The sequence below is a fragment of the Knoellia sp. 3-2P3 genome, assembly GCF_029223115.1.
Lineage (GTDB): Bacteria > Actinomycetota > Actinomycetes > Actinomycetales > Dermatophilaceae > Pedococcus_A.
In genome coordinates this window covers 747,874-768,170 of sequence record NZ_JARGZE010000001.1, presented here as the reverse complement: position 1 = coordinate 768,170, position 20,297 = coordinate 747,874, and the positions used below count along the sequence as shown (strand labels likewise).

The following is a 20,297-nucleotide window of genomic DNA, read 5'->3' as shown; positions in this document are numbered from 1 at the left end:
GCCACCCCCATCGGAGGACGAGCGCCATGACCGCGACGACCTGGAGCCAGACCGACCTGCTGCGTGAGCTGAACCAGGTGGTGGAGGAGAACCTCAACCGCCACCTGAAGGTCGCCAAGGAGTGGTTCCCGCACGAGTTCATCCCGTGGTCCGACGGGCGCAACTTCGACGGACTCATGGGCGGGGAGCCGTGGAGCCCGAGCGACGCACCGCTGAGCGACGTCGCCCGCTCGGCGCTGATCGTCAACCTGCTCACCGAGGACAACCTGCCGAGCTACCACCACGAGATCGCGATCATCTTCGGCCGCGACGACGCCTGGGGCGAGTGGGTGCACCGCTGGACCGCCGAGGAGGGCCGCCACGGCATCGCCATGCGCGACTACATGCTGGTCAAGCGGATGGTCGATCCCGTTGCGCTCGAACGGTTCCGGATGACCCACATGTCGCAGGGCTACGAGTCGGCGCACTCCGGCGAGCTGCTGCACTCGCTGGCCTACGTCAGCTTCCAGGAGCTGGCGACCCGCGTCTCGCACCGCAACACCGGCCGGTTCACCGACGACCCGATGTGCGACCAGCTGCTGGCGCGCGTCGCGGCGGACGAGAACCTGCACATGATCTTCTACCGCAACCTGCTGCAGGGGGCCCTCGAGATCGCCCCCGACCAGACCGTCATGGCCGTCCGCGACGTGGTCAAGGGCTTCCAGATGCCGGGCACCGACATCCCCGGCTTCCAGCGCAAGGCCGTCGAGATGGCGGTCGCCGGCATCTACGACCTGCGGCTGCACCGTGACGAGGTCGTCGCCCCGGTGCTGCGGTTCTGGAAGCTCTTCGACATCCAGGGCCTCGGCGCGGAGGGTGAGCAGGCCCGCCTCGAGCTCGATGCCTTCATGGAGGACCTCGACAAGCAGGCCGCCCGCTTCGAGGACAAGCGCGACACCCTCAAGGCGCGCATGAACATCCCCTGAGCCGGCCCGCGGGGAGTCAACCGGTCAGCGGGAGGTGATCACCCCGAGCGGGAGACCGGGGCACGGCCAGAACTCCCAGGCGTCGTGCTGCACCGCCTCACCGGCCCACCACCGCTGGACCGGCAGCCCGCGGATGAGGTCGCCGGTGACCCACTGCAGGTCCGACGACGTGACCACCCGACCGGCGGTGTTGACCACCGCGCACGACCCCTCGACCCGCTCCAACGGCCCGAACATCCGCTCCTCGAAGGTCCGCACGAGCAGGTCGAAGCCCACGACGCCGGCAAAGGCACCATGACGCCACACGGGCCGGGTGAAGGTGAGCGTCTGCTGGTCGGTGCAGAGGTAGTCGACGTACGGGCCGGTGATGTGGGCCGCCCCGGTGGCGAGCGGCACGGCATACCAGGGCAGGTGGGTGTAGTCGCGGAACCCGACCGCGCGGGGGTCGGTCTCGGCGGCCAGCCGGCGCGGCACGGGCGGCGAGGCGTCCGGGTTGGCGGTCCACCACTCCAGCCAGTAGGCCGCGTCCGCGAGCACGTCGGGCGCGAGCACCAGGCCGGCGCCGGCCACCTTGCGCCCGGGGTCGGTGAGCAGCCGGTGGCACGTCTCCTCGATGGCGAGGTCGCCGCGGCGCGGGGCCTCGACCGCCAGCTGCTGCTCCACCTGTGCCGCCACCTCGTCGAGGTCGGCGAACAGGGCGGCACACCACTGCACGACGAGGTCGGCGACGTCCGCGCCGACCAGCCGGCTTCCCGCTGTCGAGGTCATCGCACCCTCCCGGTCCACACCTGCCGGTGCAACGTCCGCACCGCCAGGAACATCTCTGCCACATGGCTTTCCGCCGCGCGGCGGGCCCCGTCGGCATCGCCGGTGGCGATGCAGTCGACGAGCTCGGTATGCCGGTCGGCCGGCTCCGCGCCCAGGCGCGCGTTCCCCGTGCCCGCCTGCGCGTGGGAGAGCCAGAGCAGCATCCCGACCTCGCTCTGCAGCGCCATCTCCTCGCGGGTGAGGCGGGCCGACTGGGCCGCCGCGGCGAGCTCGAGGTGGAAGTTGCCCTCGGCGCGCCACCGTCCTGCACCGTTCCCGGACTCCCGCCCTGCCGCGACGTGGCCCCGCAGGCGCTCGACGTCGTCGGGGTCGGCACGGAGCGCGGCGAGCTCGGCGCACATCGCAGCGATCGCGGTGTAGTGGTCGGCCAGGTCACGCAGCTCGCCCAGGCCCATGCGGCGCAGCCGCGCGACGAGTGCCTGCTGCCCGCCGTCGGCCGGGGTGACCACGAAGGACCCTCCCCCACGGCCGCGACGGGTGCGGATGAGGTTGTCCTCGCGCAGCTCCGCGAGCGCCTCGCGCACGGTCACCGTGGCGACACCGAACCGGTCGGCCAGGTCGCTCTCGGACGGCAACGGGCTCCCGTCGGGCAGCAGCCCGAGCGTGATGGCCTCGCCGAGACGGCGGGCCACGGCCTCGGCCCGCCCCTCCGCCTCCAGCGGGGCGAACACCGCGGCGTAGGCGCCCAGGGCCAGCGACGAGTCGGCCACGCGAGCGCCTCCTTCCCCAGACGGTGAGCACGACGGAGCGGTCGTGTCGGGCCACTTGTCTACCGCATTTCCGGCAGGGTCTTGCCCTGAAAACCTATGGAGCCATATGTTTCATTGTATGTCGACACCGCAGTCGCAGCGAGACGAGCCGCGCACCGACCCGACCACGCGGCCGGCGATCGTGCTGAGGGGCCTGCGCAAGGAGTTCTCCGGCAACCCGCCGGTGGTCGCCGTGGACGGCGCCGACCTGCAGATCGCCGACGGCGAGTTCTTCTCGATGCTCGGGCCCTCGGGCTCGGGCAAGACCACGGTGCTGCGCATGATCGCGGGGTTCGAGACCCCCACGGCGGGGCGCATCGAGCTCGGCGGGCACGACGTCACCTCGGCCCAGCCCTACGACCGCGACGTCAACACCGTCTTCCAGGACTACGCCCTCTTCCCCCACATGAACGTGCTGGAGAACATCGAGTACGGCCTGCGCGTCAAGAAGGTCGACAAGGCAGAGCGACGCCGCCGCGCCCTGGAGGCCCTCGAGCAGGTCCGGCTCGCGGACTTCACCGCGCGCCGACCGGGGGCGCTCTCCGGCGGCCAGCGGCAGCGCGTGGCCCTGGCCCGCGCCCTGGTGAACCGGCCCAAGGTCCTCCTGCTCGACGAGCCCCTCGGCGCCCTCGACCTCAAGCTCCGGGAGCAGATGCAGGTCGAGCTCAAGGCCATCCAGCGTGACGTCGGCATCACCTTCCTCTTCGTCACCCACGACCAGGAGGAGGCGCTGACGCTCTCGGACCGCATCGCGGTCTTCAACTCCGGTCGCATCGAGCAGGTGGGCACCGCGCGCGAGGTCTACGAGCAGCCGGCCTCCGGCTTCGTGGCCGGCTTCGTCGGCACCTCCAACCTGTTGACCGGAGCGGTCGCCGAGGCCCTCCTCGGACGCACCGGCTCGTTCAGCATCCGCCCGGAGAAGCTGTCGGTGGCGACGCGCGACAGCCACGCCGCGCGTGACGGCCTCATCCGCGCCCCGGGCACCGTGACCGAGGTCGTGTACGCCGGTCCCGTCACCCGCTACGTCGTACGCCTCGACGCAGCCGGACAGGGGACCAACCTGATCGCCCTGCAGCAGAACGGTTCTGCCGCAGTCGCGGAGGCCTTCGAGCGGGGCACCGCCGTCGACCTCCTCTGGCACCCCGAGCACGTCATCACCGTGCCGGCCCGCACCGCACCCTAGAGAAGGAGCTCACCGTGCGAAGGACTTCCCCCACCAGGCTCGGCGCCCTCGCCGCCGTGGCCGCACTCGCACTCGCGGGCTGCGGCGACTCCGACACCGGAGGCACGGCAGGCGGAGGCGGCACCGAGGGCGGCAGCAGCTTCAAGGTGCCCGACCTCAAGCCCCTCGACAAGCTCGGCGAACCGGAGGGTCAGGTCAGCGTCCTCGCGTGGCCCGGCTACGTCGAGGACGGCAGCAACGACCCGAAGGTCGACTGGGTCAGCGAGTTCGAGAAGAGCAGCGGCTGCCAGGTGACCGTCAAGACGTTCGGCACGTCCGACGAGGCCGTGCAGCTCATGCGCACCGGCCAGTACGACGTCGTGTCGGCCTCGGGTGACGCGACGCTGCGCCTGATCGCCGCCGGGGACGTCGAGCCGATGAACACCTCGCTCATCAGCAACTACCCCGACATCTTCGAGGCGCTGAAGAACAAGCCGTGGAACTCCGTCAACGACGTCCCCTACGGCATCCCCCACGGCCGCGGCGCCAACCTGCTCATGTACCGGACCGACCTGGTGAAGCCGGCGCCCGACTCCTGGGCGGCCGTCTTCGACAAGGGGTCGGAGCAGAAGGGCAAGGTCACGGCCTACGACTCCCCCATCTACATCGCCGACGCCGCGCTGTACCTCATGGCCACCAAGCCCGACCTGGGCATCAAGGACCCCTACGCCCTCGACAAGGACCAGCTGGCTGCGGCGGTCGACCTCCTGAAGAAGCAGAAGGAGAACGTCGGGGAGTACTGGTCCGACTACCTCAAGGAGATCCAGGCCTTCAAGAACGGCTCCTCCACGGTGGGCACGACCTGGCAGGTGATCGCCAACGTCGCCAAGGGGGAGAAGGCCCCGGTCGAGGTGGTCCTGCCCAAGGAGGGCGCGACGGGCTGGTCCGACACGTGGATGGTGGGCGCCAAGTCGCAGCACAAGACCTGCTCCTACAAGTTCATCGACCACATCGTCTCCCCGAAGGCCAACGCCGCGGTCGCCGAGTACTTCGGTGAGGCCCCGGCCAACAAGAAGGCCTGCGCCGAGACGACGGACCCCAAGCACTGCGACACCTTCCACGCCGAGGACGAGGAGTACTTCTCCCAGGTCCGTTACTGGAACACCCCCATCTCGGCCTGCCTGGACGGACGCACCGACGTGAAGTGCACCGACTACGCCGAGTGGACCAAGGCGTGGACCGAGGTCCGGAACAGCTGAGCAACCGCAACAGCTGAGCAACCGACGCGACGACTGGGGTAGGCGACGATGAGTTCGAAGAAGGCACTGGCCGGGCTGCTGGCCCCACCACTGCTGTGGCTCCTCGTCGCCTACCTCGGCGCCCTCGCCGCGATCTTCGCGACGGCGTTCTGGACGACCGACCCGTTCACGAACCAGGTGGTGCGGGACTTCACGACCGAGAACATCCGGGCCCTGTTCGAGCCCACCTACCTGCGCATCATCGGACGGACCCTGTTCATCGCCGTCACCGTCACCGTGCTCTGCATCGTCATCGCCGTCCCGTTCGCCTTCTTCATGGCGCGGGTGGCCCCGGCGAGAACACGCGCGTTCCTGGTGGCGGCGGTGCTCGTCCCCCTCTGGGCGTCCTACCTCGTCAAGGCCTACGCCTGGCGCACAATGGTCCAGCCGGGCGGAGTGCTCGAGAACGCCTTCGGCAGCACGCCCGGCTACGGCTTCAGTGCCGTGGTGCTGACGCTGACCTACCTGTGGCTGCCCTACATGATCCTTCCGGTGTATGCCGGCTTCGAACGGCTGCCGGGCTCGCACCTCGAGGCGTCGGCGGACCTCGGCGCCCACCCCCTGACGACCTTCCGGCGGGTGGTGCTGCCGTCGCTGCTGCCCTCGATCGCGGCGGGCTCGATCTTCACGTTCTCGCTCAGCCTCGGCGACTACATCGCGGTGCAGATCGTCGGGGGCAAGCTGCAGGTGCTCGGCACGGCGGTGCTGCAGAACATCACGCTCGACCTGCCGTTCGCGGCCGCCCTCGGCACGGCATCGGTCGTGATCATGGTCCTGTACCTGCTGGCGGTCCGCCGGACCGGCGCCCTGGAGAACCTGTGACCGGCATGACGACCTGCGCGACGTCCTGTCCTTCTGACCCACGAGGAGCACGATGAGACTCGGCCGCGGGAGCCGGATCGGCTTCACCGTCTTCGCCGTGGTGGTGCTGGCGTTCGTCTACGTGCCGATCGGCGTCGTCACCCTCAACTCGTTCAACAGCGACCGCACCTTCGGGTGGCCGCCTCCCGGCCTGACCACCCAGTGGTGGTCGCTGGCGTGGGAGGCCCAGGGCCCCCGCGACGCGATCATGACCTCGGTGAAGGCCGGGCTCGGCGCGACGGCGATCGCCCTGGTGCTGGGCTCGCTGCTCTCGCTGGCCCTGACGCGTTACGACTTCTTCGGCAAGCACGCCATCTCGATCCTGGTCGTGCTGCCGATCGCCCTGCCCGGCATCGTCACCGGCATCGCCCTGCAGTCGGTGATCTCCAACATCCTGAACCCGGTCTTCGGCATCAACGCGGGCCTGTTCACGATCATCGTCGGCCACGCCACCTTCTGCATCGTCGTGGTGTTCAACAACGTCACCGCCCGGATGCGCCGGATGGGCGGCTCCCTCGAGGCGGCCTCCGCCGACCTCGGGGCCCGGCCGTTCACGACGTTCCGCCTCGTCACCTTCCCGCTGCTGCGCTCGGCGGTCGTCGCCGGGGCGCTGCTGGCCTTCGCCCTGAGCTTCGACGAGATCGTCGTGACGACCTTCACCGCGGGTCCCGGCACGCCGACCCTGCCCATCTGGATCTTCAACAACCTGTTCCGCCCCAACCAGGCCCCGGTGGTCAACGTCGTCGCCGTGGTGCTCATCGCCGTGTCGATCCTGCCGGTCTGGCTGGCCCAGCGGCTCGGCGGTTCGGACGCCGCGGAGAGCCGCTTGTAGAAATCTCCCGGGATAACAGTGCGGTAACGACTAGAGTCGACAGCCATGGGACTGTGGGACGAGCTCGAGTGCGAGATCGCCCGTCCCAACGTCTTCCAGCGCGCCGTCCAGGCGGCCGCCGCCCAGCGGCCGGTGAGCCGAATGCTGAGCCGGATCCACCAGCCCCTCGACCGGGCCGTGGCCGGCCTCTCCGGAGGGCGCGCCAGCGCCACCCGCCCCTTGGCCGGCCTGCCCTGCATCACCCTGGTGACCGTGGGCGCGCGCACCGGCGAGCGCCGGCACACCCCGCTGGTGGCCTTCCCCCTCGACGGCAACATCGCCGTCATCGGGTCCAACTACGGCAGCGACCGGACGCCCGGCTGGGTGCACAACCTGCGGGCCACCCCCGAAGTCGAGGTCGAGCACCGCGGGCGCACCGTGGCGGCCACCGCGCGGCGGCTCGGCCGCGAGGCCGCCGAGTCGGTCTGGTCGCTGGCCGAGGGCTCGTATGCCGGGTACGCCCAGTACCGCAGCTGGGCCCGGGGCCGGGAGATCACCGTCTGGCTGCTGAGCCCCCGAGACGCCTGAGCCGGGCCCACGACCCGTAGGGCAGGATGGGCCCATGACGGAGCAGCCCCAGCAGCCCCAGCAGAGCAGCGACGACGAGCAGCAGCAGCGCGTCGTGGTCGTCACGCAGGACGGCATGGGCGTGGCGCCGCACCCGGACGACGAGGAGGCGCCGACCAACCCGGCCGACCTCGTGGAGCAGCCCGCCAAGGTGATGCGCATCGGGTCGATGATCAAGCAGCTGCTCGAGGAGGTCCGCAACGCGCCGCTCGACCAGGCGGGCCGCGTGCGCCTCGCCGAGATCCACCGCCGGTCCATCGAGGAGCTCAAGGACGGGCTCGCCCCCGAGCTGATCGAGGAGCTAGAGCGGATCGCCCTCCCGTTCGGCGTGGACGCCCCCACCGACGCCGAGCTCCGCATCGCCCAGGCGCAGCTGGTGGGCTGGCTCGAGGGCCTCTTCCACGGCATCCAGACCGCGCTCTTCGCCCAGCAGATGGCCGCCCAGGCGCAGCTGGCCGAGATGCGCCGGGCCCTGCCGCCCGGCCACGGCCCCGCCCACCCCGGCGCCGGTCACGCCCCGGGCATGCCGGGCCACGCCCACGGCCCCGCCCACGAGGGCGAGCGGCCCACAGGTCAGTACCTGTAGGGAAGACGAGGTCAGGCCGCGCGACCTCGCGCCGAGCCCCAGGAGAGCGGCGGCCGAACGACCGCGTAGAGCTCGAGGGCGACCCGGACGAAGACCAGGATCAGGCCGGGCACCAGGAGCAGCCAGGCGCTGCTGCGGGCGGTCTCGGGGTCCAGGCCTGCCCGGGTCGACCACGTCCAGCCCGCCGCCAGCGTCAGCGCGATGTGCAGGATGACGATCCGCTTGAGGGGGTCGGAGGCCAGGTCCGTCTCGCGGTGGCGGCCGCCGAGGGCGAACCAGCCGAGCGCGACGTCGAGGCCGTGGCAGGCGAAGAACCCCGCCGCCATGAGGGCGAGCGCGCCCGGGCCACCGCGCAGACCTGCACTGTCGGCGATCCGCAGCGCCAGGGTCGTCTGCACGATGGTGAAGGCCGCGAGCACTCCGACGACCGTCCAGGTCATGCTGACGAGCTCCTCGCGCGTCATCGCCCTCGCCGGGCCGCCGTTCGTGCTCACCGTGCCGCCGCGCAGGAGCGGACCCGGCGCGGTGGCGACGCGGACCGCGGTCCAGAAGAGCACGGCATACAGCTCGAAGAGGTAGGCGAGCAGCACGTCGCCGCTCGCCCACTCGCCGCGCAGCAGCGCGACGAGAGGGGTGGCGCAGGCGGCGAGGACGAGCCCGAGCGAGACCACCCGGGCGGCGCGAGGAGAGACCCGCTGCAGGGCGCTGTAGGCCAGCTGCACCCCGAGGGCGCGCAGCAGCGGGCTCACCGCACCGCCTCGGGCACCGCTGCCGGCACCGGTCCGGTGCCGTGGTGCTGGTGCAGGTGGCCGGCCACGTCGGCGACCACCTTGATCGCGATGAGAAGCAGACCGGGTCCGAGCACGGCCAGCCCCGGCCACAGCAGGGACAGGTCGGCCCCGCCACCGACGAGGAACCACCCGGCGCCGATGACCGAGAGGTGCATGACCAGGACCCGGGAGTAGACGCCGACCATCGCCCGTTGCGGGCCGACCTGGTGCCGCTCGCCACGGGCGAACCACCAGATCGCGGTCGACAGGCCGTGGCTGCCCACCAGCACCAGCAGCAGGAGCAGGTAGCCGCCGACCGACCCGGTGGTCCCGGCGTCGCGCGCCAGCGTGAAGGTGAAGATTCCGTGCACCAGCGTGAACCCGCCGTAGTGGACCGCGAAGAACCCGACGAGGAAGAGGCGCACGACGAGGCCGACCACCCGTGCGGTCTCCGGGTTCCCGGGGTGTGCGGCGCGCACCGCGGTGGTCCACGCGTCGAACGGCTGCGGCCCTCGCCCCCGGCTGAGGTCGGCGTCCGGGACCTGGCTCGAGGCCGTGGCGATCCGCACCGCCGTCCAGAGGCCGATGGCGACGTTCTCCAGCCAGAAGGCGATGAGGACGTCACCGGCAGCCCACCGCCCGCTGAGCAGCGCCAGCAGGGGCATGGCGTTCGCGGTGAGCAGCAGCATCAGGGAGGCGGCGCGAGCTGCCCGTGGGGAGAAGGTCTGCAGCACGGCATACGCGGCCTGCAACCCCAGCGCACGCAGCACGACCGTCATGGGCTCCCCCTGCTCGAAGACCTCCCGGTCGCTGGTGGCGACCGGCGTGCGGTGAGCGTAGGTCACCGCACGCCGCGGTCTCCGGAGCGCCCGGAACCTCCGGCCGTTCGGCCGATGCCGTCAGGACGGAGCCGTCAGGCGAGCTGCCCGGCGTCGACCGCGGGCAGCCCGCCGGCCGGCTCGAGCACCGCGCCGGCGTCGCCCGGCAGGTCGACGGTGTAGACGTCCAGGCCCCGCACGAGGTCGACCGAGTAGGCGATGTTGGTGCGCTGGTCCGTCATCGACCCCTTGCGGTTGTAGACGGGGACCCAGTAGGAGTCCCAGACCTCGGAGGCACCCCACACGGCGTGGCCGTAGGGCTTGAGGTCTCGGGGATCGCGGGCGTCGACGAGCTGGGTGCCGCCGCCGTAGTAGCCGACCGTGACGATGCCGGAGGGGTGGTGGTCGAACCAGTGCGCCGAGCAGAACGACCCCACCGGCACCGGGTAGCTGCCGAGGTCGGACAGCTCCACCTTGTCGAGCGGCACGATCGCGTCGGGGGTGCCGTCGAGCCGCTTGACCCACCAGGTCTGGAACGAGCCGGCCGTCGAGCAGTTGACGTCCTCGTAGTCCTCCTCCGTCACGAGCAGCACGTTGCCGTTGGCGAAGGACGGCGGGGCGTCGGGACGGAACGCCGCGGCGTTGGGTCGCGAGGAGTTGTGGTGGATGAAGTCGTTGTAACCGTTCTTCGTGCCGTCGGCGTTCAGGCCGCGTCCCGCTGCGCCGGTCGTGGTCACGAGCCGGGGACGGGCGGGGTCGCGCACGTCGAAGATCGACGAGCCGTTGTAGCCGGTGTGGGTGCCGTAGCCGGCGGCGTCGAAGTTCCACTTGTGACCGCCCGAGGGTGAGGCGAAGGGCTGGACGCCGTCGGTCGCCGGGTCGCCGTCGACCTCGTAGGGCTTGTCGAGGTCGTCGAGGTTCACCATCGAGAAGGTGGTGCGCTCACCCGCCGAGTAGGCGTAGCGGCAGTCCGTCTCGGCGACACATGCCACGGTGTGGGTGCTCGAGGTCGTCGGCGCGCTCGAGCGGATCCGCGGGTTGGCCGGGTCGGTCACGTCCACCACGATGAGGCGGTTGCCGCCCGTCGAGGAGGCCGTGTGGTCGATGTCGGAGGACGCGTCGTAGAGGTCGACGCCGATGAGGGCGAACCGCTCGGTGCCGTTCTTCGTCTTGCGCTCGCCGCAGTTGATCGCCTCGTTCTCGAAGACGAGGTTCGGCAGCGTGCCGACGAGCTCGGGGGCCACCGGGTTGCTGACGTCGAAGACGCTGAGCGAGTCCAGGCTCGACATGACGAACAGCGGTGCGCTCTTCAGGAAGCACCCCGAGATGCCCGCCGTCTCCGGGAAGCTCGCCGCCAGCCGCACGTTGGGGCTGTTGACCAGCGGCACGTTCGTGCCGTCGGTGTAGGCGTCGCGGAGCCGCTCGGCCCGCTCGGCGTCCTTGCCGTGGTCGCTGTGCGCAAGGGCCGATGGCGACGCGGCGAACGACAGCGCAGCCACGGCGGTGGCCGCGATGATCGCGCGGGCGGTGGACGTGCGGGGTGTGCGCATGGGTGCCTCCCGGGGGCCGGGCCCGCGTCGTCGCGGGTCTGTGCTTTCTCAACGCTGTGCTGCTCAACGAGGCGAGGTTCCGGAGGTCACGCCAGACCGGACCCCGACGCGTCGTGACAGCCTGTCGATGGTAGGTCAATACTGCGAGACCCGACATCTGGTGCGAAAGCCACTTTCCCGCCATTCTCGTCGCGCCTACCGAAGAGCGCCGCCGCGCCGTCGGGGCGCCCGGGTAGCGTTCGCGTCCATGAGCGACGAGGTGGGGACCCGCATGGGTGACGACGTGAGGCAGCTGGCCGAGGACTTCCACGAGCACACCATGGCGGTGAACCCGTCGTGGGCCCACATGCTCGGCGACTACCGCTTCGCCGACCGCTACGAGGACGCGAGCCGGGCCGCCGAGGACGCGGAGATCGCGCGGTCGCGCGAGTTCGCGGCCCGTGCCGCCGCCATCAGTGACGACGACCTCTCGCTGCAGGACCGCGTCACCCGGGCCGTCGTCGAGTTCCAGGCGAGCAGCGGGGCCGGCCTCGGCGAGTGCCGGTTCGGCGAGTTCGCCGTCAACCCGGTCTTCGGCATCCAGGTCGATGCGCCCATCACGGTGTCGAACCTCGGGATGCCGACCGTCGAGGTGGCCGAGGCCATGGTGGCCAAGTTCCACGGCATCGGGCAGCACCTGCGTGACATCGCCCAGCGACACCGCGAGGGCGTGGCCTCGGGTCGCACACCGGCAGCCTTCGCGGTGGCCGCGACCGTGCCGCAGCTCGACGCGTGGCTGGCCAAGCCGATCAGCGACGACCCGCTGCTGCAGACCTCGCCCCCGCCCGAGGGCCTCGACGCCGACGCGTGGCGGCAGCGGCTCCAGGACGCGATCGCGACCTCGGTGCGCCCCGGGCTGCAGGAGTTCCGCGACGTGCTCGCCGACGAGGTGGCCCCCCACGTGCGCCCCGACGAGCGTTGCGGCCTGGTGTGGCTCCCCGACGGCGAGCAGGCCTACGCGACCGCGCTCGTCGCCAACACGACCACCACCTTGACGGCCGAGCAGATCCACGAGCTCGGGCTCGAGCAGGTCGCGAAGCTCGAGGAGGAGTACCGCCGGCTCGGGAAGGAGCTGTTCGGCACCGACGACCTCCAGTCCCTCTACGACCGGCTGCGCACCGACCCCGCCCTGCGCCATGACGACGCCGCCGAGATCCTGTCCGCCTGCGAGACGGCCTTCGCGCGGGCCCGGGAGGTGATGCCGCAGTGGTTCGACCGGCTCCCCCAGGCGGACTGCGCGATCAGGACCACCGACCAGGGGGCGCTCGGCTTCTACTACCCGCCTGCGGAGGACGGCTCCCGCGGCGGAGTCTTCTACGTCAACACGTCCGACCCGAGCGCCTGGGGACGGTTCGAGATCGAGGCCCTCAGCTACCACGAGGGCATCCCGGGCCACCACCTCCAGCTCGCCATCGCCTCCGAGCTCACCGACCTGCCGGCCCTGCGCCGCCACACGGTCTTCAACGCCTACGCCGAGGGATGGGGGCTCTACACCGAGCGCCTCGCCGACGAGATGGGCCTCTACTCCACCCCGCTCGACCGGCTTGGCATGCTCACCATGGACTCCATGCGGGCCTGCCGCCTCGTCGTCGACACCGGCCTGCACGCCCTCGGCTGGAGCCGCCAGCGCGCCATCGACTACCTGGTGGCCAACAGCCCGCTGTCGCTGGCGAGCGTGACGGCCGAGGTCAACCGGTATGCCGTGCTGCCGGGCCAGGCGTGCGGCTACATGGTCGGGCGCCTCGAGATCCTGCGGATCCGGCGGGAGGCGCAGCAGCGCCAGGGTGCCGCGTTCGACGTGGCGCAGTTCCACAACGCGGTGCTCGACTCGGGCAGCGTGCCGCTCGCCGTCCTCGACGACATCGTCAAGGCCCGCCTGCCCTGACCCCCGTGACCTGCACCTTTATCGGGTGACCCGATAAAGGTGCGCTTCCCCCCGAGGTGGCACGTCGGGGGGAAGGGTCTCTTTGTCGGGCGAAGCCCGTCCGACCCCGTCGTGGTCAGGCAGTCGCGGCGGCCAGGGCTCGCCCGGCGGTGCGTCCGGAGAAGATGCAGCCGCCGAGGAAGGTGCCCTCGAGCGAGCGGTAGCCGTGCAGCCCACCGCCGCCGAACCCGGCAGCCTCGCCCGCGGCATACAGGCCCCGCACGGGCTGGCCGTCGTGGCCGAGCACCCGGCCGGTGAGGTCGGTCTCGAGGCCGCCGAGGGTCTTGCGGGTCAGCACGGAGAGGCGCACGGCGATGAGCGGTCCGGCCTTGGGGTCGAGGATGCGGTGCGGGCTTGCCGTGCGGATGAGCTTGTCGCCGCGGTAGGCCCGGGCGCCGCGGATGGCCGTCACCTGCGCGTCCTTGCCGAACGCGTTGTCGAGCTGGCGGTCGCGCTCGACGACCTGGCGCTCGACGTGCGCGGCGTCGAGCAGCGGCTCGTGGGTGAGGGCGTTCATCTTGTCGACCAGCTCGCCGATCGTGTCGGCCTGGACGAAGTCCTGGCCCTTGTCGAGGAACGCGCGCACCGGCGCCGGCATGTCGGAGGTCGCACGGCCGAGCACGTCGCGCACCGACTTGCCCGTCAAGTCGGGGTTCTGCTCGGAGCCGGAGAGCGCGAACTCCTTGCCGATGATCGTGTGGGTGAGGATGAACCACGAGTGGTCGTGACCGGTCCTTCTCAGGTGGGCCAGCGTGCCGAGGGTGTCGAAGCCGGGGAACAGCGGTGGCGGCAGCCGGTTGCCCAGCGCGTCGAACCACAGCGAGCTCGGTCCGGGGAGGATGCGGATGGCGTGCTGCGGCCAGACCGGGTCCCAGTTGTGGATGCCCTCGACGTAGTGCCACATGCGGTCGGGGTTGATGACCCTGCCGCCCGCGTCCTGGGCGGCCCAGATCATGCGGCCGTCGACGTAGGCCGGGACACCGGTGATCATCCGGTCCGGCGGGGTCCCGAGCCGTTCCGGCCAGTTGGCCCGCACGAGGTCGTGGTTGCCGCCGATGCCGCCGGAGCTGACCAGCACCGCCTGGGCCGTGAGCTCGAAGGAGGACGTCACGTCGCGGTTCGTCGGCCGGCCGCGCGGGGCGTCGTCCCGGGCGAGGACCGCTCCCCGCACACCGGTGACGCCGCCACCCTCGACCACGAGCTCGTCGACCCGGTGGCGGAAGCGCAGCTCGAGGCGCCCTGCCGCCTGGGCCGCCTGCACCCGGCGCAGGAAAGGCTCGAGCACCCCGGGGCCGGTGCCCCAGGCGATGTGGAAGCGCGGCACCGAGTTGCCGTGTCCGCTCGCGCTGCCGTCGCCGCGCTCGGCCCAGCCGACGACCGGGAAGAACCGCATGCCCTGCGCGTGCAGCCACGGCCGCTTCTCCCCCGCTGCGAAGTCGACGTAGGCCTCGGCCCACTGCCGGGGCCAGTGGTCCTCCGGCCGGTCGAACCCGGCGCTGCCCATCCAGTCCTGGAGGGCGAGGTCGACCGAGTCGTGGATGCCCATCCGCCGCTGCTCGGGGCTGTCGACGACGAAGAGCCCACCGAACGACCAGTGCGCCTGGCCGCCGAGGTTGGCCGGGCTCTCCTGGTCGAGCACCACCACCCGTCGGCCGGCCTCCGCGATCTCGGCGGCGGCCACCAGACCGGCCAGGCCGGCTCCCACGACGATGACATCAGCGTCCATGTGCCGACCCTAGGGCCCCCACCCCTCCCCGGTTCGGGGTATTGCCGCGCGCTGTCGAGCGCGGGAATACCCCGACCCGGCGGAGGACGGGGTCAGAGCGGGTCGAGGATGCGGTGCAGGAACTGCTTCGCGCGGTCGGTGCGCGGCCGGGTCAGCACCTCCGCCGGTGCGCCGCGCTCGACGATGACGCCGCCGTCCATGAACAGCACCTGGTCGGCCACCTGCTGGGCGAACCGGATCTCGTGGGTCACCACGACCATGGTCCAGCCCTGCGAGGCGAGGTCCTTCATGACGTGCAGCACCTCGCCGACCAGCTCGGGGTCGAGGGCCGAGGTCGGCTCGTCGAAGAGCATCAGCTTGGGCCGCAGCGCCAGCGCCCGGGCGATGCCGACGCGCTGCTGCTGGCCGCCGGAGAGCTGGTAGGGGTACTGCTCGGCCTTCTCGGCGAGCCCGACCACCTCGAGCAGGCGCCGGGCCTCGGCCACGGCTTCGGCCCGGGGTCGTCGCTGGACGACCGTCGGGCCCTCGATGACGTTCTGCAGCACGGTCATGTGCGGGAACAGGTTGTGCGCCTGGAACACCATGCCGCTCTGGGCCCGCAGCGCGGCCAGCTCCTTCTTGCCGACGGGCTTGCCGTGCGAGCCGGAGAAGTCGACCTCGACGTCGTCGATGCGCACCGTGCCGCGATCGGGGGTCTCCAACGTGTTGAGCGAGCGCAGCACCGTGGTCTTGCCCGACCCCGACGGACCGATGAGCACGGTCACCGAACCGGCGTGCACCTCGAAGTCGATCGAGGTGAGCACCTGGTGGTCGCCGAAGGACTTCGCCAGGCCCTGCACCGACAGCAGCGGGTGGCCGGGCGTCTCGTGCACCGGGGCGGGGTGGGTGGGGTGGGTCATCGCGCCACGTACCTGTTCTGTCGTTCCTCGAGGCGGGACTGCAGGGCGGAGAGGCCGAGGCAGATCACCCAGTAGTAGACCGCGGCCACGCTGTACATCGCGAAGAACTGGTAGGTCGGGGCCGCCTGCTCCTGGGCCACCCGCAGCAGCTCGGTCACCTGGATGGTCGAGGCCAGCGAGGTGTCCTTCACGAGGGAGATGAGGGTGTTCGACAGCGGCGGGATCGCGGTGCGGGTCGCCTGCGGCAGCACCACCCGGCGCAAGGTGGTCACGTAGTTCATGCCCACCGTCGACGCCGCCTCCCACTGCCCCTTCGGCACGGCGAGGATCGCGGACCGGATGACCTCCGCGGCATACCCGCCGACGTTGAGGGTGAAGGCGATCACCGCTGCCGGGAACGGGTCGAAGCGGACCCCCAGCGCCGGGAGGCCGTAGTAGATGATGAACAGCTGCAGCAGAAGGGGCGTGCCGCGGATGAGCGAGATGTAGGCCCGCGCCGCCCCCGAGACGGCCCGCACCGGCGAGAGCCGCATGAGGGCCACCACGAGGGCGACGCCGAGCCCGAGCACGAAGCTGATCGCCGTCAGAGGGATCGTCCCGGTGACGGTGCCCTTGAGCAACGGCCACAGGCTGTCGAGGACCAGCTCGACGGTCTGCTCGTCCACGGGTTACTGCTTCACGGAGACGTCAGCCTGGAAGTACTTCTCCGAGATGGTCTTCAGGGTGCCGTCGGCCTTGAGGTCGGCGAGCGCCTTGTTGATGGCGGCGACGAGGTCGGAGTCCTTGCGGGTCGCGACGACCTGCTCGGAGACGTCACCGGTCTTGGCTGCGATCTTCACGGAGGTGTCGCCGGTGGACTTCTGGTAGTCGAGCACGGCCAGGTTGTCGTTGACGGTGGCCTCGACGCGCTTCTGCTTGAGCAGGGTGATGGCCTGGGTGAAGCCCTCGACGGACTCGACGTCGGCGCCGGCCTCCTTGGCCACCTGTGCCCAGTTGCTGGTCAGGCTCTGCGCCGACTTCTTGCCCTTGATGTCGGCCAGCGAGGTGATCGAGGAGTCATCGGCGCGGGTGGCCACGACGCCCTCGGAGACCGTGTAGGTGTCGGAGAGCCCGTAGAGGCCCTCGCGCTCGGGGTTGCGCGTGACCTGGTTGGCCACCACGTCGAACCGCTGCGACGTCAGGCCCGCGAAGATCGCATCCCAGGGCGTCTCGACGTACTCGACCTTCACGCCGAGCTCCTTGGCGACTGCGGCGATGACCTCGACGTCGTAGCCGACGAGGTCGTTGGTCTTGGGGTCGTGGTAGCTGAAGGGGGCGTAGGTGCCCTCGGTGCCGACCTTGAGCACCCCGGCCTCCTTGACCCGCGCCAGGTCCGACGACTCCTCCGAGCCACCTCCCCCGCAGGCCGTCAACAGCACCGCCAGTGCCGTGACCAGTGCTGCCAGCGTGAACCTCGTGCGCATGGTGGTGTTCCCCTCGACCTTCCGTCGTCGTCGGCGCGCGGTCGCACGCCGCGACGAATCATAAGCATTGGTTAGGTGGGCGATAACACGCAGGTATGCCGCGGCATTCCGTTCGACGTGAAAACGCCGGACATCACCGACGTTTTCACCTCGACCCAGGGGCGGGTAGCTCAGGCAGGCGAGACGAGGACGCCGACGGCGGAGCGCGTGAAGGCCACGTGGCTCAGGTCGGTGACCACCGCGTCGGCAGCGCCCACCAGCTCGTCACGCGCCGTGGTGGTGACGACCGCGAGCGTGGCGCACCCGGCGGAGCGGGCCGCCGCCAGACCGCCCGGAGCGTCCTCGACCACGAGGCACTGCGCCGGGTCGACGCCCAGGCGCTGCGCCGCGAGCAGGAACGGGTCGGGATGGGGCTTGCCGCGCTCGACGTCGTCGGCCGTCACCATTACCCGCGGGGCCACCAGCCCGCTCGCCTCGATGCGGGCAGCCGCCAGCGGGGCGGTGCACGACGTGGCGATGGCCGAGTGGTCGGGAGCCAGCGCCGCGAGCGCCTCGGCGGCCCCGGGCAACACCTCGATCCCGTCGGTGTCGGCCAGCTCGAGCTCGGTGATGCGTGCCACCGCGGCGTCGTGCCGGTGACGCGGCAGCAGCTCGGCGACGATGGCGGCGGCCGGCACCCCGTGGAAGCCCCGCAGGCGGCGCGGGTCGACGTCGTGCTCCTGCGCCCAGCGAACCCAGCTGCGCACGACCACGGATGTCGAGTCGATGAGCGTGCCGTCCATGTCGAAGACGACGGCGGCGAAGGAGCGCCCGTCCAGCGGGCCCAGCGGTGACGGCATACCGAGAAGGGTAGGCACGGGCACTTGTCGCTACGGTGGTCGGGTGAGCACGCAGGGCAGCTCCGGGCGCCGTCGGCGACCACCCCGGTGGATCGGCGCGGTGCTCGCTGCCCTGGCACTGGTCGCGGCCTGCGTGGCCGGCGGCGTCGCCGCCACCACCCTGTTCCCCTCGACGGTCGAGACGATCAACTACCGCGCGCAGCTGCGGCTGTCGGTGAACCCCGAGGACGTCTCCCGCCTGCACACCCCGACGGTCTTCGGCGACATCAACCTCGACTTCGACGGCCCGGTCATGGCCCCGGGGGTGCTCGCGGGGGTGCAGGTGAAGCCGAACATCACCGACCTGCTGGCGCAGCCCAAGGTCTCGATCAAGGCCCTGCAGCCGGGCCCGCTCGAGCTCACCAACGCCGCCAGGGACGCCGGCATCGCCATGGGCAGCCGGTTTGCTGCAGGCTCCCTCTTCGTGGCGGTCCTCGCCGTCGGCGGGTATGCCGTGTGGCGGCGGCGGCGTCCGTCGGGACGCTTCCTGGGCGTGGCCGGCGCCTGCTGGGTGCTCGCCTGCGGCCTCACGGGCGTGAGCATCTGGCAGACCTACCAGCCGGACCGCCTCGACGCGTTCCGCACGACCGGCATCCTCGGCGCGGTGCAGCGCAACGCGGACCTGCTGGACGGTGTGGAGACCCGGGCACAGCAGACCACGCCCTACCTGAAGAACCTGCTCGCACTGTCTGCGGCGCTGCAGGACAAGTACGCGCCGCAGTCGCTGAACGAGCCGGTCGCCGCGCGGATCCTGCTGGTGTCCGACATCCACGGCGCGCAGCAGTACCCCCTGATGAAGGCCATCGTCGAGGAGGAGCAGGTCGACGCCGTCGTCGACGCCGGCGACCTGCTCAACTTCGGCAGCGTGACCGAGGGGGAGACGGTGGGGCTGTTCAAGGGCATCGAGTCGCTCGGGGTCCCCTACGTCTTCGTGCGGGGCAACCACGACGCCAACACCGCCAGCGACGAAGCGCTGCTCGAGCGCCTGGCCCGGGTGCCGAACGTCGTGCTGCTCCAACCCGACCGCGACACCTACACCGAGCTGACGGTGGGCGGCGTGCGCATCGCCGGGTTCAACGACCCCCGCTGGTTCGGCGACGACAACCGCAACAACGCCGCCAAGCAGGTGCCGGCACGCGAGGCGTTCGAGGCGTCCTTCGCCGACCGGCCGCAGCCGGACCTGGTCGTCTCCCACGAGCCGGGAGCCGTCAAGGACGTGGAGCGGGCCGACATCCTGGTGCACGGGCACATGCACAGCGACTCCCTGGAGGACAACGTCATCGGGGTCGGCACCTTCACCGGGGGCGGGCCGTTCAGCCACTTCCTCGAGGGCACGGAGGGCGAGGAGCTGACGGGGCAGCCGTCCGCCTTCGACATCGCGATCTTCGGCCAGGACTGCCAGCTGACCTCGCTCACGCGGTACCAGTTCCGCAACGTCATCGAGGGTCGCCCGGCCTACGACGACGTCACCCTGGTCAACGGCGCGCGCGTCGAGCGCGTCGCAGCCCCGGCGACCGACCAGCAGTCCGGCGAGGCCGGCGAGGCCGCCGAGCCGCCGCGCACGTGCTCCTCGCTGTCGGGGACCTCCCGCGAGCAGGTGCCTGCCGCTCCGAGGGCCCAGGCCCAGGGCGCGGGCTAGGCGATCGTCTGCTCCTCCAGCGGGCCCTGCCGAGCGACGCTGCGCTCGAGCAGGTCGATGATGGCCTCGGCGACCTCGGGTCCGGTCACCGGCACTGACGCCAGCCCGTCGACGATGTCGGCGGCGAGGCCGTGCACCGGCAGACCCGCCCGCGTCGCGTAGCCGCTCAGCAGCCGCCTGGCGAGGTCGGCCTCGACGCCGAAGGCGAGCATGAGGGCGCCGGTCGCCTGGTCGACCACCGCCCCCATCGGGAGCGCGGCCGCCACGGCCGAGCGGGCCGTCTGGTCGAGTGGCGCAGTGAGGTCGACGACGAACCCTCGCAGGGAGGTCAGGCTCTGCCCGTCGTGCACCGGGGTCCCGACGTTGACGACGGGGTGCACGAGACCCGCGCTGTCGACCAGGCGGTACATGCACGAGTAGGGCGTGCGGTCCCGGAGCAGCGAGAGGAACTGGCCGAGGGTGGACTCGCGGTCGTCCGGGTGCACGAACGCCAAGAGCTGCTCGGTCGTCAGGGGCCGGCCGTCCGGGGAGTACTGCAGGACGGCGACCGGTGACGACCACGACCACGCGTCCTCGGCGGCGTCGTACTCGTAGGTGGTGACGGCATGGAGGGGAAGGATGGGTGCGAGGTCGGTCATGGTCGTGCTCCTCCTCGGCGGGACGACCGCCGCCTCGGGACGCGGGATGTGGTCTGGGGTGGCTCC

General features: G+C 71.2%; 20 protein-coding genes. 9 read left to right on the top strand and 11 right to left on the bottom strand.

Translation table 11 applies throughout. The features are described from left to right. Positions 1-26: 26 nt before the first annotated feature. A complete protein-coding gene (locus P0Y31_RS03705) occupies positions 27-965 on the top strand; it encodes an acyl-ACP desaturase (protein ID WP_275866707.1) in 939 nt (312 codons plus the stop codon). A 24-nt stretch (positions 966-989) separates the two neighbouring features. Here P0Y31_RS03705 and P0Y31_RS03700 read toward each other — a convergent pair whose 3' ends face one another. After that, entirely contained in the window at positions 990-1,733 is a 744-nt protein-coding gene (locus P0Y31_RS03700; protein WP_275866706.1) for a cache domain-containing protein, read from the bottom strand. Next, positions 1,730-2,503, bottom strand: a complete 774-nt coding sequence (locus P0Y31_RS03695; RefSeq protein WP_275866705.1) for an FCD domain-containing protein — start codon at positions 2,501-2,503, stop codon at positions 1,730-1,732. Before P0Y31_RS03695 ends, P0Y31_RS03700 begins: the two co-directional genes overlap by 4 nt. 118 nt (positions 2,504-2,621) lie before the next feature. On the opposite strand from P0Y31_RS03695, the gene P0Y31_RS03690 reads away from it, so the two are divergent. From P0Y31_RS03690 to P0Y31_RS03665, 6 genes are read left to right on the top strand one after another with little or no spacing between them, the layout of a single operon-like run. After that, the gene (locus P0Y31_RS03690) at positions 2,622-3,725 is read left to right on the top strand and encodes an ABC transporter ATP-binding protein (protein WP_275866704.1); all 1,104 of its coding nucleotides are present in this window, start codon (positions 2,622-2,624) and stop codon (positions 3,723-3,725) included. 14 nt (positions 3,726-3,739) lie between these two features. Then, the gene (locus P0Y31_RS03685; protein WP_275866703.1) at positions 3,740-4,963 is read left to right on the top strand and encodes an ABC transporter substrate-binding protein; all 1,224 of its coding nucleotides are present in this window, start codon (positions 3,740-3,742) and stop codon (positions 4,961-4,963) included. Positions 4,964-5,011: 48 nt separating this feature from the next. Then, a complete protein-coding gene (locus P0Y31_RS03680) occupies positions 5,012-5,824 on the top strand; it encodes an ABC transporter permease (protein WP_275866702.1) in 813 nt (270 codons plus the stop codon). Between the two features lie 52 nt (positions 5,825-5,876). After that, on the top strand, positions 5,877-6,695 hold the full coding sequence (locus tag P0Y31_RS03675) for an ABC transporter permease (RefSeq protein ID WP_275866701.1): 819 nt from the start codon (positions 5,877-5,879) through the stop codon (positions 6,693-6,695). Between the two features lie 45 nt (positions 6,696-6,740). Next, positions 6,741-7,262 (top strand): nitroreductase family deazaflavin-dependent oxidoreductase, encoded by a 522-nt coding sequence (locus P0Y31_RS03670; protein WP_275866700.1) that lies wholly within the window; start codon positions 6,741-6,743, stop codon positions 7,260-7,262. A gap of 34 nt (positions 7,263-7,296) precedes the next feature. Next, the gene (locus P0Y31_RS03665) at positions 7,297-7,887 is read left to right on the top strand and encodes a bacterial proteasome activator family protein (protein WP_275866699.1); all 591 of its coding nucleotides are present in this window, start codon (positions 7,297-7,299) and stop codon (positions 7,885-7,887) included. Positions 7,888-7,898: 11 nt separating this feature from the next. On the opposite strand, the gene P0Y31_RS03660 is transcribed toward P0Y31_RS03665, so the two are convergent. From P0Y31_RS03660 to P0Y31_RS03650, 3 genes are all read right to left on the bottom strand, one after another. After that, positions 7,899-8,636 carry a DUF6498-containing protein gene (locus P0Y31_RS03660; RefSeq protein WP_275866698.1) on the bottom strand — a complete coding sequence of 246 codons (738 nt, stop codon included), beginning with the start codon at positions 8,634-8,636 and terminating at the stop codon, positions 7,899-7,901. Beyond that, on the bottom strand, positions 8,633-9,502 hold the full coding sequence (locus P0Y31_RS03655) for a DUF6498-containing protein (RefSeq protein WP_275866697.1): 870 nt from the start codon (positions 9,500-9,502) through the stop codon (positions 8,633-8,635). The genes P0Y31_RS03660 and P0Y31_RS03655 overlap by 4 nt, the downstream gene beginning before the upstream one ends. A 68-nt stretch (positions 9,503-9,570) precedes the next feature. After that, positions 9,571-11,025 carry a hypothetical protein gene (locus P0Y31_RS03650; protein WP_275866696.1) on the bottom strand — a complete coding sequence of 485 codons (1,455 nt, stop codon included), beginning with the start codon at positions 11,023-11,025 and terminating at the stop codon, positions 9,571-9,573. A 247-nt stretch (positions 11,026-11,272) separates the two neighbouring features. Here P0Y31_RS03650 and P0Y31_RS03645 point away from each other — a divergent pair, with 247 nt between their 5' ends. After that, positions 11,273-12,949, top strand: a complete 1,677-nt coding sequence (locus P0Y31_RS03645; RefSeq protein ID WP_275866695.1) for a DUF885 domain-containing protein — start codon at positions 11,273-11,275, stop codon at positions 12,947-12,949. 115 nt (positions 12,950-13,064) lie between these two features. Here the strand turns inward: P0Y31_RS03645 and P0Y31_RS03640 are convergent, their stop codons facing one another. From P0Y31_RS03640 to P0Y31_RS03620, 5 genes are all read right to left on the bottom strand, one after another. After that, complete coding sequence (locus P0Y31_RS03640) at positions 13,065-14,714, bottom strand: FAD-binding dehydrogenase (protein ID WP_275866694.1); 1,650 nt, start codon at positions 14,712-14,714, stop codon at positions 13,065-13,067. Positions 14,715-14,806: 92 nt separating this feature from the next. Continuing rightward, on the bottom strand, positions 14,807-15,613 hold the full coding sequence (locus P0Y31_RS03635) for an amino acid ABC transporter ATP-binding protein (protein ID WP_275866693.1): 807 nt from the start codon (positions 15,611-15,613) through the stop codon (positions 14,807-14,809). Continuing rightward, entirely contained in the window at positions 15,610-16,278 is a 669-nt protein-coding gene (locus P0Y31_RS03630; protein ID WP_275866692.1) for an amino acid ABC transporter permease, read from the bottom strand. The genes P0Y31_RS03635 and P0Y31_RS03630 overlap by 4 nt, the downstream gene beginning before the upstream one ends. A gap of 3 nt (positions 16,279-16,281) precedes the next feature. Continuing rightward, a complete protein-coding gene (locus P0Y31_RS03625) occupies positions 16,282-17,076 on the bottom strand; it encodes an amino acid ABC transporter substrate-binding protein (protein WP_275866691.1) in 795 nt (264 codons plus the stop codon). 170 nt (positions 17,077-17,246) lie between these two features. Further along, positions 17,247-17,915, bottom strand: coding sequence for an HAD-IA family hydrolase (locus tag P0Y31_RS03620; RefSeq protein WP_275866690.1), 669 nt, complete (start codon positions 17,913-17,915; stop codon positions 17,247-17,249). Positions 17,916-17,958: 43 nt separating this feature from the next. Here P0Y31_RS03620 and P0Y31_RS03615 point away from each other — a divergent pair, with 43 nt between their 5' ends. After that, a complete protein-coding gene (locus P0Y31_RS03615) occupies positions 17,959-19,593 on the top strand; it encodes a metallophosphoesterase (protein WP_275866689.1) in 1,635 nt (544 codons plus the stop codon). Here P0Y31_RS03615 and P0Y31_RS03610 read toward each other — a convergent pair. Then, entirely contained in the window at positions 19,590-20,231 is a 642-nt protein-coding gene (locus P0Y31_RS03610) for a PAS and ANTAR domain-containing protein (protein ID WP_275866688.1), read from the bottom strand. The two genes, P0Y31_RS03615 and P0Y31_RS03610, sit on opposite strands and share 4 nt — an antisense overlap. Positions 20,232-20,297: the final 66 nt, after the last annotated feature.